This is a genomic window from Paenibacillus sp. J22TS3, assembly GCF_018403205.1.
In the GTDB taxonomy this organism is placed as follows: domain Bacteria; phylum Bacillota; class Bacilli; order Paenibacillales; family Paenibacillaceae; genus Fontibacillus; species Fontibacillus tuaregi.
Genome location: NZ_BOSF01000011.1, coordinates 64,170 through 76,915, shown reverse-complemented (window position 1 = coordinate 76,915; position 12,746 = coordinate 64,170). Strand labels below are relative to the sequence as shown.

Below are 12,746 nucleotides of genomic sequence, written 5' to 3'. Positions count from 1 at the left end.
CAGTAATCCCCTTGACTACACGAACGTTGCGGAACTGGTCCATAATCACAAAGGCGAACGCGCTGCTTATACAGAGGCATTTTATAACTTGTCTAGGGGTAACTTTTAAGTTCAACTTATACAAGTTTTTTATTGTTATGAAATAAACTGAAGCCATATATATAATCCGGTTAATACAATGAACAAAGTTGGTATCGTCAGAATGATGCCGATTTTGAAATAGTACCCCCACGTAATCTTAATGCCTTTGCTGGACAAAACATGAAGCCATAACAAGGTCGCCAAAGAACCAATAGGTGTAATCTTGGGCCCAAGGTCCGAGCCGATGACGTTCGCATATACAAAGGCCTCCCGAATTGCACCTTCCGCATGTGTTCCTTTAATCGCTAATGCACCAATCATTACCGTAGGCATATTGTTCATAAGCGACGAAAGCACAGCCGACAAAAAGCCCATACCAAGCGTAGCTGCATATAACCCCTGAGACGCCATGGCTTCAATAAGTGTCCCTAATCGGTCCGTTAAACCAACATTTCGCAAGCCGTATACAACAACATACATTCCAACAGAGAACACGACGATATTCCATGGCGCACCCTTAATCACACTTTTCAGCTCGACGGCTTCGCTATTTCTAGCCATCAAGATAAAGACAATCGCAGCAATTCCAGCAAAAAGAGATACGGGCAAAGAAATAAATCCGCTTAAAAAATACGCCGCTAAAAGTACACCCAAAATAACCCATGACAATTTGAACATACGCAGGTCTTTAATGGCTTCCTTAGGCTTTCTCAGCTCATCCACGTTATACTTACCTGGAATGCTCTTCCTGAATAATAAATAAAGCACCAGAATACTGGCTCCTAAAGAGAACAGATTGGGTACAAACATACGAACCGTATACTCTATGAACCCAATATTAAAATAGTCGGCAGACACAATGTTAACTAAGTTGCTAATTACGAAGGGCAGTGAAGTGGTATCCGCAATAAATCCGCTGGCCATAATGAAAGGCAGGATCATTCGGTTATCAAACTTCAGTGCCCGAACCATAGCTAGGACAATCGGGGTTAATATTAATGCTGCCCCATCATTGGCAAATAATGCAGCTACCACCGCTCCTAGAACGACCACGTAGATAAACATTCTTATCCCGTTTCCCTTGGCGGCTCGTGCCATGTGGAGCGCAGCCCACTCGAAGAAGCCAATCTCTTCTAGAATCAGCGAGATTAGTATAATGGCCACAAAGGTCAAAGTAGCGTTCCATACGATTAAGGTGACATCCTGGACATCCTTAAAGCTTACCACCCCGCATACCAAGGCAAGGACAGCACCCCCAAGCGCAGACCATCCAATGTTAAGCCCTCTAGGCTGCCAAATAACTAGAAGAAGAGTAATCAAAAAAATAAGTGCAGCAGTGTAAACCATATATTCCTCCTGTTGTAAACTCAAATGCAGCAATCATTGGCTTCGTTAACCAGTCGCCTCCTCTAGTTTCCGCATATGTTGGCTGATATTACAACCGCATAGCTCTTTTTCATAAAGTAAAGCCATGATCTTAATAACTATATAATATCTAAGCTATTATTTCGAAAAGAAAACCTTGGATAAGCTAAACCAACCATGACTGCAATTAAATCCCCGAATGCCAAAAAGACCCTGCCAGCAATGATAAGTCAGCAGGGTCTTCGATTTTATACAAAACCGCGAACTGCAATCCTACAGCCTAGCTGCCGGACAATTCTCATTGCCCGGTTGAGATTTCGGTTTAATTAAGTAACTCTTTTATAGTTGAAATCCAGCGTTTCACTTCTAAACGCTCTTCGCTTCTAAGGCAAGCAAGACCATAAACCACTTCTTCACTATAGCTTAAAGGAACAAAGGCGATCTCGCTATCCTCTCCAATCACAAAGTCGGGCAGAACCGAAACGCCAAGATCACTTTTTATCATGGTATGTACTGTATTTATGGTGTCTCCATAGGTATAAATGGAATCAGGACAACTCTCAGTAATTTTCCTGTTCATCCTTTTTAGGGTTGGAGGGGATTGGTGCTCGTCAAATAAAATGATCGATTGATGATTTAGCTGTTCGATATCCAGCTCACTTTCATTTGCGAAAGGGTGATTTTGGGGCAGCACACAAACATAGGTCCCTTGAAGCACCGGATAAAAACAAAAATCTATGTCTTTCCCCAAATTATCTTCCGAAGTAAATATGATATCAAACTTTTGGTTTAATAAATCTTCTTTCTCCCTAGTCAGATTAGACTTTTTCAACTGAATTTGAATCTGCGGGTATTTTTCCTTAAACCGTCTAATAATGTCCGGCAAGACCTTCTTCTCAAAAACAGTCTCCGTGTATCCGATAACCAAAGTGCTTTCATATTTTTCCGAAAGCCGCTTTGCTTTCTTGATGGATTGATCTAACCTAAACAGAAGTCCTTCCATATCCTCGTAAAAGCTATTGCCGGCTAGAGTCAAATGAACAGTCCTTTTGTTGCGAACAAATAAAATGATTCCCAGCTCATTTTCTAAACTTTTGATGTTGTGGCTTACAGCAGGTTGTGTCAAATTTAATTTCTCAGCCGTTGTTGAAAAATTCAGTGTCTCAGCAAGAGAAACAAAACACCTTAATTGCTGAATATTCATTTGAAACACCCTTTTTAGTAATAAATCCTTTTTATAAATCATAACATAGGGTAATTTCACTCCAGTGTCAACCTATGCTATTCTTTCCTTGTGAAAGTTATCACTAGGAAAGAGGGAGTAAACATGCGTTATATTGTAACAGGTGTAGATGGTCAACTAGCAAGCCGTGTGGCAGAAACGGTTCTCGCAGAAGTAGATGGTCACAATTTAACCTTCACATGTATGAAGAAAGACAGAATTCCTCAAGACACGGTTCAACGTTGGGAAAATGCCGGAGTCAAAATCTTTGAAATCAATTATGATGACATTCCATCCATGGAACGGGCATTCAAAGATGGTGACCGCATCTATATTGTCTCTGGCCTTGAAGTAGGCAGAAGAGTCCAACAACACAAAAATGCGATTGATACGGCAATCAAAGCAGGAATCTCCCACATCACGTATAGTTCATTTATCGGTGCAACAGATCCTAATTACGCTCACGTATTTGTTACTCCAGACCATACAGCAACTGAAAACTACTTAAAGTCAACAGGTATTACCTACAACGCAATGAGAAACAACTTATATTTGGAAAACTATCTGACTATGTATACGATGTTGGCACTAATGTCCGACAATAAATGGTTGAGCACCGCCGGCGAAGAACGGGCTACCTTAGTTCACAAAGATGATTGTGCAAGAGCCGCAGCCGCAGCATTGCTAGGAAAAGCCAAAGACAACGAGGCTTATAATATCGTAGGATCGGAGTCTGTTTCCGTAAGGGATTTGTGCAACCTTATTAAAGAAGTTTCCGGTAGAAACCTGGAGTATATTCCTGTAGATGCGGAGCAATATTACAAACACCTGGAAAAGATGCACATCCCTAGAGAAATTACCGGAGATTTCTCCCGTTCACCTGTTCCATTCTGCGGCGATGATCTTGTGACAACCGATGCCAGCATTAAAGAAGGGCTTTTAAATGTACATTCTGATGCCATTGAAACTTTGACTGGACAAAAGCCAAAAACAGCAAGAGATATTATCGGAAAATATAAATATATTTGGGAGAACAATATCCAAAACTGGCGGGATATGAAATAAAACCGTTCAAGCAGGCAATTATTTAAATAAGGAGAAATCCATATGCAGCCGAAAGAAGCTTTAAAAGACTTTGTTGGAAGCCATATGATTTATACTTATGAAAATGGCTGGGAATATGAAATCTACATCAAGAATGACCATACCATTGATTACCGTATCCATAGCGGCATGGTTGGGGGCCGTTGGGTGCGCGACCAGGAAGTTGATATTGTAAAACTAACAAAGGGCGTTTATAAAGTATCCTGGACCGAGCCAACAGGAACCGACGTATCCCTAAACTTTATGCCAAATGAAAAACGAATGCACGGCGTTATCTTTTTCCCAAAATGGGTTCATGAACATCCAGAAATTACAGTTTGTTATCAAAATGATCATCTCGAATTAATGAAAGAATCGCGCGAAAAATATGAAACTTATCCAAAACATGTTGTGCCTGAATTTGCTGATATCACATTTTTGGAAAACGCCGGCATTGACAATCAAGAACTAATTTCCAAAGCACCTTATAAAGGGATGACCGACGACATCCGTGCAGGAAAATTGAAATAAGTAAATCTTAAAACGAGTTGCCGAGATAATTCGGTCAAACTGAAGAAGAATAAGGGTCGGCCTCTTCGCATGCAAGAGGAAAGAAGCCTACTTTGTCCTCCAAATGTCTAATCTCTACAATTAGTCTGAAAGTTCACTCTTTAAAAGGCAAAAACCCGCTCAATGAGCGGGTTTTTAAGTATGGAGGCGAGCACTTTTAAAAACCCTGTCAGTGTCTTATAATAGGAACAAACGTTCCTGTTCAAGGTGATGAGAAATGCCTGCGGCCGATCAGACTCCCGATGACACTTCCTATGTAAAACTGTATTTAATGCTCCCTTTAACTCAAACTGGGTAAGCTCCTCCCAACGGATAACGTCATACTCTGCACCTTGATAGTTCATGTAATCCGCATCTATGTCCCAGTATGCAAGCTCAATCACGCTGCCGTTGATAAAGACCCATTCGTGCTTAGAACTGTTATACTTCCCCAGCTCTTTAGGATAGACAATTAAGGTCCGTGATATGATGGAGCGCTGGAGATCAGGACACTTCCGGCGGAAAATAACTTGTCGGCTGCTTGGGTACTGCATGGCGTACTACAAGACATCGAATATCGTACGATGTTTATTTATCAGAGGTAATTTGTATTTGATCTGGAACAAACTCGTTTTGGGTTTGATCATACTTATAAGTTATATGGACAGTGCATACGTAATCAGGAAGCACGCCATGAACGGGTATGACATTTCCGGCTATATCAGCTGTCAGTTTCTGATCCTTTACATAATTTAAAATTACATTGCCAAAGTAAAGTTTATTTTCATATTGACCATCTGAATTATGCATAAACGCTAACTCACTGACTTTCTTGCTGAAATTGTATTCTTTCCCTTGAGCCTTAGCCTTAATTAGCAGATCACCGCCCTTTTGGCTAACTTCGGTATCTAAATCCGCAAGAATCTCCTCCACACTTTGGATCTTTATTTCCGAAAGGTTGTCCCCGTTTATAATGTGGGCTTCATTCGTATCTAATTCAGTGCCATGTCCGGTAACAAGAATGATAACCGCTTCTTCTTTACCATCACCTGTCAGATCAACATTGTACACCCATGGCTTAGATACACCATCTAGTACTTTCCAACCGAATTCTTTCTGGTCACCGTTAACGTCCACAATTACTCCATCAGTTGTTTCATAAAGCTTAACTTTTCCATTTTCAGAAGAGCCGAGAAGCTTAGATTGCTCTGGTTCTTTTTCAACCGTAAGTTTTACCTCATGATTACCTTGAGATGCAGAATGACTTTCTTCATTTGCAACTATTCTGGGAGCATTATTGGAAGCCCACGCCGCGGCCGATGTGCTTACTACGGCAATCAAAGACATCGCAGCTATCGTTAGATACAGGGTTTTCTTTTTGAGTTTTTTCGAATTAAGCATGAATGTTAATCTCCTTTTTAATTGTTTACCGTCACCGGATAAGGACACGCAAAATTGCACGGGTAAGTTCCTAGATCCAGCCATAACGTTCAGGATCGTTTCCCCATAGCGTTTCCGCTCGGTATAGGACATTTCTTTTACGACTTCTGCATCACAAGACAGTTCGCTCCATGTATGTATGTCCTTGCGAAGCATATGAACCAGCGGATTAAACCAATGAATGGCCCTGGCTACGAGCAGGAATGCCTTCACCCATAGATCCTTCCGTTTTAGATGGATCAACTCATGACGGATCACCATGCCCATATCCACGTTCGCGATATTCTCCTGAGGGAGATAAATGGTAGGTTTCCATAAACCAACAAGAACCGGACTCCGAACTGCGGAGCTATAGGCAAGCCGGACGTTGCTTTTAAGGTCAAGAGCTTCCTTGATGGAGAGGAGCTGTGTAGCTGCTTCGCTGTTCATCGGAACAGAGGTACGTGTGTGTTCTAGATTCTTTAAAAATCTGCGATAACAATACGCTTGCCATAAGGCAAAAACGATAACTCCGATCGCCCATAGGCAGATGAAGGAAAGGGCTACAGTTGTCGAAAGGGTCGGTTCTGGCACGAACACTTCCGGCGTGAACTGTTCCGGATGGGACTCTGGAAATGATCCGGGCAGCGCAGGTTGTACAGTTGAAGGCACCTCGCTTACATTTTTGACCGTTGTCGTTGTTGTATGAAATGTAAAAAGCGGCGAAATCAGCTGTATGCCAAGAACGATGGGGATCAGATAAAACGCTGCTGCCATTTTACTGAGCCCGTAACGCCATTTTGTAGGGAAGACATCAGACAAAGAACACTGCAACAGGAAAATGAAGATCACAACGGTGCTTCCTGCAAAGGAAAGCGAGACAAGTAGTTCAAGAAGTTTATTCATCATCTGCACCTACTTTTCCGAAAACCATTGCTTCAATTCAGCTATGTCTTCGTCCGACAGCTTGTCACCGTCGTACAGCGCAGAAATTAAATTTTTAACTGAACCCTGGTATAGCCCGTTTAATACGTTCTGTGTTTCCCATAGCTTGTAGTCTGCTCGTGAAAGGCAGGGAGCATAGGAATTGGTCCGGCCATGTCGCGTAGCAAGTAAAGCCCCTTTTTCTACAAGCCTGGATAAAAACGTAGAGATCGTCTGAGCTTTCCATTCTTTACCCTTGCCAGCGAAAGTTTGCAATAATTCGGTTGAAGTTACCGGATGCTCGCAACCCCAAATGACTTCCATTAGTTCTAACTCCGTATCAGACAATTTTTGAACATGTTTCACGGTGTACACCTCTTTTACATTGTTATGCGTCCATAACAATTATTTTACTACATAGCGTAGTAAATTGAATTTACTACGTGCCGTAGTACGTTGTCAAGCAAATTCACTTTTAGTTTTGATAATCCTAATGCAATGGGTTGGTTTCCTGGATACAAAAGAAAGAGCGGAGATATCGGGACAAGAGTTCTTATTTAATCTTTATAGCGGAAAATATCCATCCAATGTGACCTAGCATCTGGAGATTCAAAAAAGGATCTGACTCAGTTAGGTCAGATCCTGTCTTATTATAGCTTGGCCGTAAGGCTCCTTCACCCGTACTTCTGCTAACCAGAGCCTTTTCTTAGTGAATTGCATCTAATGCCCGCCGAACTTTCCTTGCGAACACAAGCGGTCTATCGACTGCTTCAATATTGATATAAATCAAACGGGGCCGCTCAAATAGCCATTCGTTACGAACGGACGTCACTTTTATGCCTTGATTGCGAATCGCTGCGATGAATAGATTGACTTCTTTTTCTAAGAATGCCGCTCTACCTAAACAAAGGGCTCTGCCTGTTCCTTTATTGAAGGATTCAAACGAGAACGAAGACGTGACGCGGAATCTTTCCCCCAAAATTGTAGCTTTGATTTGATTTAGATTGATCGTTGAGACGCATTTACCACCGGCAAAGCCGGGCTGCCCCCCGATAATCCTTGAGAATTGCCCACAAAGCGATTTGCTGCTCAGCATACTTCTTTTCCTCCCCTGTTTTCAATTAGGGTATGAGTACAGGAAGAGGGTTGAACCGGCGTATCGCCTATGCGTGATGCAACAATACATTTTGATGATCGGGAAGAATTAAGGGCAGCGACAACCACCCTCAAACTGGTAGTAACAAATAGGGGTGAACATTATATCTGACGGGATCAAGTTCCACGGGCAGGATCGTTCAATATTGTTATGGAATTTAACGATAATTGAGAGGAGGGGGATTTAAAGGGGAAACATATTACACTCACATTGGTGGTGTGTTTTTTTATTTGTGAACTACAAAATCAAAAATGATCTCAAAAATTTAACTTGGTTTTTGATTATACAGTCGTATAATATATTTAGATTATACAACTGTATAAAGGGGTGAATCATTTATTTATGGATAATATTAAACGATTACCGGATGCTGAACTAGAAATTATGCTCGTTATTTGGAGGTCAAAAGATCAAGTAAGTTCTTCTTATATTTTAGAACAGTTAAAGGATAAAAGAGGATGGGCGTTGGCTACTTTAATGACCGTATTATCAAGGCTTGTTGATAAAGGATTTTTGCGCTGTGAAAAAGAAGGTCGTAGTAATAGGTACAGTTTCTTGATTTCCGAAACGGAATATAAAGAGAGTGAAAGTAAATCCACGCTTGCTAAACTATTTGATAATTCAATTCAAAACATGGTGATGTCCCTATACAACGGGAAGGCAATTGATAAAAATGACCTTGCAGAACTGAAGGAAATGATTGATCGAGTCAAAGGGAAGGAATCATGATGCTAACGAAGCTGTTTGTGAACTACTTAATCATCTCCGTATCAATAAGTTTAGTTATTATTGTGTTAATGATTTCCTCACCATTACTAAGAAAACGTTATGCAGCAAAATGGCGGTCTTGGATATGGATGGTTTTAGCAATATGCCTACTGCTACCTTTTAACTTTTCATTCGAGAAAAGTTTAATTTCAATACAATTGCCTAGTGGCTTAGAAGCATTTAAAAAAGATTCCGTATTACCTAATGCTTCTCCTAGTGAACAAACCACAATACCCGCTTCTCAATCCACTACAATCGCAACTACTCAGCCAATGACAGAGCGATTGAACGAACAGATGAACCAATCAATGACTACGCCTGAAGCTAAACAAGAAACAGAAACGGTAAGCCAAACGTTTTCGTTAATAAAATTGATTTCATTTGCTTGGTGTGTTGGTGCTATTGTATTTTGGTTGTATCACTTTATAGGTTATTACTTGTTCAAAAGGCAGGCTTTGCGCTGGAGCAGCCCCATAGTAAATAAACATATGGAAGAAATCGTTATACAACTCGTTGAAGAGATGAAGGTAAAAGCATCATCTATTAGCGTATTAACAAGTGCAAAGGTTCCGAATCCGATGTTAATAGGCTTTAATAAACCGTATATTTTTTTACCACATGAAAACTATAATGATGAACAACTGGAATTCATTTTAAGACATGAGCTTATTCATCATAAACGACATGATATTATCTATAAACTGTTGCTCATTATAGTTAATGGGATTCACTGGTTTAATCCTTTCGTTTGGTTTATGGTACGAGAAGCAAACCATGAGATTGAAATTTGTTGTGATGATATGGTTGTACAAAAACAAAGCTTAATATATCGAAAAGAGTATTGTCGAGCTATTTTATCAGCTATGCAGAATGGCAATGTACCCAATACAGCTCTTTCAACAAACTTTTCAGGAAGGAAGTATGAAATGAAGCAAAGATTTATGAATGTATTAAGTGTTAAAAAGAAACGGAATGGAATCGTTCCTTTCTGTACAGTTCTGTTGTTGATTGGTGCAATTACGATATTATCTGCCTGTACGAACATAGTAAATGGTCAAAGTAACAATGCAACATCTAAGCCAGGGAATATTTCTTCACAAAGTTCTAATCGAGAAGAAAATGCATCAAAGGGCAATGAGGACGATATTCCCGGATTACTAACAAAGGAAACGGCAAAACTAAAGGACCAGAATCTTCTAACCAATACTACCCAACAATAAAATTTGAATTACAATCCAACAACACCATAAGTTCTATTGAGTTAAACAATCGAGGTGTTAATCCGGGTCCATATCAACAGAAGCCTTTAACCCTTACTGACATGAAAATTGGTGACATACAGTTCGGGGATTCAAGTGAGAAATTGATTGAGAAGTTTGGTGAACCAAGTGAAAAGACCATTGTTCACGGAATTGGAGATCCAGAATGGATTTATAAAAAACAAGGATTTTCCGTTTCCCTTGACCCTGTTTATGCAATTCAAGCCACAAGTCCATTTTCAGGAAGCACCCCTAGAGGGATTAAAATTGGCAGTACTGAGGAAGAGGTGAAAAAGGCTTATCCAGATGTTATTGTTTCAGACAACAATTTAGCTCAGAAATCAACTAACGATGTTTATTACCTTAATTTTGGAATGGAGAATGGCGTTGTGAAGTCCATCTTTATGACAGAGGATATAGAACTTAGAAAGTATTAGTGCCATAATCAAGCCCTTGTTCGAGTGACAAGGGCTTGATTATGAAATAATGGGTTCGTATTAATAAAGATTTGTCATACCTGGTAGCTCCGGATCATCATATACCAGAAGGTGATATCCTGCGAATAAGCGAGCATTCTTGAGGAAACTGAATCGTACCGAGGGATTTCAAAGACAACAGCGGCAGTCTAAGACTTTATTTTCAAGTCTTGGTCCGCCGCTGTCTGATTTTTATCCAGTCTAATAATTAAGCTTAGAAGGCTGATGATCTTCAATCTCATAAACCCCCGACTACGCACCTTTTGCCTAACAGCGTGCCCAGCCAAGTACGCATCTTCTAGCCGGTGAAAGTTCGGTCGCAGGAGCCAAGTCCCTGCGTAGCTAGGATACTTGCGTACGGCGGAATCCGTACGTAAAAGCGTATCGACAAAAGTACCTGTCAGAGACAGGGCGAGCACCATGCCAGGCCGCAACAAAGAAAATGCTTGCCTTTACGGCAAGCATTTTCTTTAAAGCACAGACGTTGAAATCACGTACAGGGTTTTTAGCAATGGAGGCGAGGGGAGTCGAACCCCTGTCCGAAGGCAACGCCACATAGGTGTCTACGGGTGTAGTCACAGTTTTGATGTCACCGATCTAGACGCCCCGTAACCGGCTTCCAGAAAGGTCAGCCTGATTGTCTTCTTCAGCACACCCCAGGCGGAGATGTGACAGCGTATCCCACTAAAGTTGGGCCCTATTCCCGGCACATGGGCGATGCAGGGGTAGAGCTAGCACGCAGGTTATTAAGCTGCGAAAGCTAAGTTGTTGTTTTGTTTGCCGTTTAATTGGCTTTAGCGTTGATGAAGCGGACGCGTCCCCACTACCCGCTACCCATGCTCGAACTACCCCCGTCGAATCCATAAACGCCCCCTCAATAAGAAAAGGGTATGGATTAACAGATTAGCGAGCACAAGTGCTGTAATCCTTGGTACATCAATTAGTATAGCATAACATATAACCTAAATGCTTATGGACTTGTTGGAAAAGCTCACAGCCTCACCAAACAGAGTCATTTCCCGGAAACGGAACCAGCTAAGGGAACTACGCCACCACAAATTTCAAGTGCTATCTCGGCAAAAGAAGCTACCTCGCGATCTTCTGCTTCTCCCGGAGCGCACGCTGGATATCACGCTGAGCATCCCGCTTCGCGGCCGTATCGCGCTTGTCATACTGCTTCTTCCCTTTGCCGAGGCCAATCAGCAGTTTCGCATAGCCATTGCGGATATACACCTTCAGCGGTACAATCGCATAACCTTCCTGCTTCGACAAGCCGAGCAGCTTATGAATTTGCGCCTTGTGCATCAGCAGCTTGCGCGTACGTGTCGGGTCCTCTGGGTTACTACGGTTGCCCTGCTCGAACGGACTGATATGCATGTTGTGGATATGAATCTCACCGTTACGAATGGTTGCAAAAGCATCCCCAATGTTCGCCCGCGCCATTCGGAGAGATTTGATCTCCGTCCCGGTCAGCACCATGCCCGCTTCAAACGTATCCTCGATGAAGTAATCATGGGAAGCCTTCTTGTTCTGAGCCAGAACTTTCCCGTCACTTTTCTTACTACCCATGTTCTCACTCCTTCAAACGTTCTACGAATTCCTTGGCCTTAAACATATTGCTTATGTTTCACTCCTAAAGGAATTCATGCAGGTTAAATTATTGTATCAAATCCACCCCGCCTAAATCAAGCCGCATCCAGCATCTATCTTACACCGGACACCCCCGGTAACTATCATCCTTCTAAAAGAACTATTTTCCAGTATTATCAAACCGAAAAATGAGTTTATAACCATCAAAAGTGTCCCCATATTCCTCCACATAATCGCCCTTACAATAATTCGATATGGTTTTCCTCCAAAATTTCTGCCCTATTACATTTTTCTCATTGGGATTGGTAAACAGCTCCCATTTCCCTTTAAATTGCTCAAACACGTCTACCGCTGCTTTTTCGGCTATCCCCCTGCCCCTAAACGACTGAAGCAAGAAGAATTCATTTACAAAATAATCAATCCCCTTATTACAATGGGGCGGTGTAGCGATTAAAATGAAGCCTGCTGGTGTCTCATCTACCCAAATTAAGAAAGGAAATAACACGCCCGGTTTTTCCCACCATATATTCTGGATATCATATTGATCACTTAATGTCTTGAACTCGTCACTATCTTCATAGATGCCATGGCGGTTCGGATGATTACCATAATGCCCGGATAAATCATACAAAAATAAGGGATATAAGTTCTTAATTATATATGCTTTATCTATGGAGGTTAATTCCACCGTAATCCTCATTATGTAATACTCCCTTTAACTATAAATAAAAGCAAATAAGACTCAATCAATTAAACCTCCGTCAACCTTTAATATATATGCACTATGTACAGCTGCAATGATCTATAAAAAACCGCCAAGCTATTGCCTGTATATTTGACAATAAAATCTTGGC

12 protein-coding genes and 1 other RNA gene are annotated in these 12,746 nt (G+C 41.3%); 5 read left to right on the top strand and 8 right to left on the bottom strand.

From position 1 onward, the window contains the following. Nucleotides 1–135: 135 nt before the first annotated feature. Both KJS63_RS24400 and KJS63_RS24395 read right to left on the bottom strand, forming a co-directional pair. A complete protein-coding gene (locus tag KJS63_RS24400) occupies nt 136–1,428 on the bottom strand; it encodes an arsenic transporter (protein ID WP_213621463.1) in 1,293 nt (430 codons plus the stop codon). A 340-nt stretch (nt 1,429–1,768) separates the two neighbouring features. Continuing rightward, the gene (locus tag KJS63_RS24395) at nt 1,769–2,650 is read right to left on the bottom strand and encodes a LysR family transcriptional regulator (RefSeq protein ID WP_213621462.1); all 882 of its coding nucleotides are present in this window, start codon (nt 2,648–2,650) and stop codon (nt 1,769–1,771) included. A gap of 123 nt (nt 2,651–2,773) precedes the next feature. Here KJS63_RS24395 and KJS63_RS24390 point away from each other — a divergent pair, with 123 nt between their 5' ends. Then, nucleotides 2,774–3,733, top strand: coding sequence for an NmrA family NAD(P)-binding protein (locus KJS63_RS24390; RefSeq protein ID WP_213621461.1), 960 nt, complete (start codon nt 2,774–2,776; stop codon nt 3,731–3,733). Nucleotides 3,734–3,775: 42 nt separating this feature from the next. After that, nucleotides 3,776–4,282 (top strand): phenolic acid decarboxylase, encoded by a 507-nt coding sequence (locus KJS63_RS24385; protein ID WP_213621460.1) that lies wholly within the window; start codon nt 3,776–3,778, stop codon nt 4,280–4,282. Nucleotides 4,283–4,888: 606 nt separating this feature from the next. Here KJS63_RS24385 and KJS63_RS24380 read toward each other — a convergent pair. The 3 genes from KJS63_RS24380 to KJS63_RS24370 form a co-directional block, all read right to left on the bottom strand. Continuing rightward, nucleotides 4,889–6,628, bottom strand: a complete 1,740-nt coding sequence (locus KJS63_RS24380) for a M56 family metallopeptidase (RefSeq protein ID WP_244862758.1) — start codon at nt 6,626–6,628, stop codon at nt 4,889–4,891. 6 nt (nt 6,629–6,634) lie between these two features. Next, on the bottom strand, nt 6,635–7,009 hold the full coding sequence (locus KJS63_RS24375) for a BlaI/MecI/CopY family transcriptional regulator (protein ID WP_213621459.1): 375 nt from the start codon (nt 7,007–7,009) through the stop codon (nt 6,635–6,637). Between the two features lie 340 nt (nt 7,010–7,349). Then, nucleotides 7,350–7,739 carry a DUF1259 domain-containing protein gene (locus KJS63_RS24370; protein ID WP_213621458.1) on the bottom strand — a complete coding sequence of 130 codons (390 nt, stop codon included), beginning with the start codon at nt 7,737–7,739 and terminating at the stop codon, nt 7,350–7,352. A gap of 402 nt (nt 7,740–8,141) precedes the next feature. Between KJS63_RS24370 and KJS63_RS24365 the strand changes: the two genes are divergently transcribed. The 3 genes from KJS63_RS24365 (at nt 8,142) to KJS63_RS24355 (ending at nt 10,263) form a co-directional block, all read left to right on the top strand. Next, nucleotides 8,142–8,528, top strand: coding sequence for a BlaI/MecI/CopY family transcriptional regulator (locus KJS63_RS24365; RefSeq protein WP_213621457.1), 387 nt, complete (start codon nt 8,142–8,144; stop codon nt 8,526–8,528). After that, nucleotides 8,525–9,787 (top strand): M56 family metallopeptidase, encoded by a 1,263-nt coding sequence (locus KJS63_RS24360; RefSeq protein WP_213621456.1) that lies wholly within the window; start codon nt 8,525–8,527, stop codon nt 9,785–9,787. The genes KJS63_RS24365 and KJS63_RS24360 overlap by 4 nt, the downstream gene beginning before the upstream one ends. Before the next feature lie 143 nt (nt 9,788–9,930). Then, nucleotides 9,931–10,263 carry a hypothetical protein gene (locus tag KJS63_RS24355; RefSeq protein WP_213621455.1) on the top strand — a complete coding sequence of 111 codons (333 nt, stop codon included), beginning with the start codon at nt 9,931–9,933 and terminating at the stop codon, nt 10,261–10,263. A gap of 548 nt (nt 10,264–10,811) precedes the next feature. On the opposite strand, the gene ssrA is transcribed toward KJS63_RS24355, so the two are convergent. The 3 genes from ssrA to KJS63_RS24340 all read right to left on the bottom strand — a co-directional run bounded on the left by ssrA (nt 10,812) and on the right by KJS63_RS24340 (nt 12,592). Continuing rightward, nucleotides 10,812–11,176, bottom strand: a transfer-messenger RNA (tmRNA) gene (gene ssrA / locus KJS63_RS24350). A 212-nt stretch (nt 11,177–11,388) separates the two neighbouring features. Beyond that, on the bottom strand, nt 11,389–11,871 hold the full coding sequence (gene smpB, locus KJS63_RS24345) for an SsrA-binding protein SmpB (RefSeq protein ID WP_068613045.1): 483 nt from the start codon (nt 11,869–11,871) through the stop codon (nt 11,389–11,391). A 181-nt stretch (nt 11,872–12,052) separates the two neighbouring features. Then, nucleotides 12,053–12,592, bottom strand: a complete 540-nt coding sequence (locus KJS63_RS24340; RefSeq protein ID WP_213621454.1) for a GNAT family N-acetyltransferase — start codon at nt 12,590–12,592, stop codon at nt 12,053–12,055. Nucleotides 12,593–12,746: the final 154 nt, after the last annotated feature.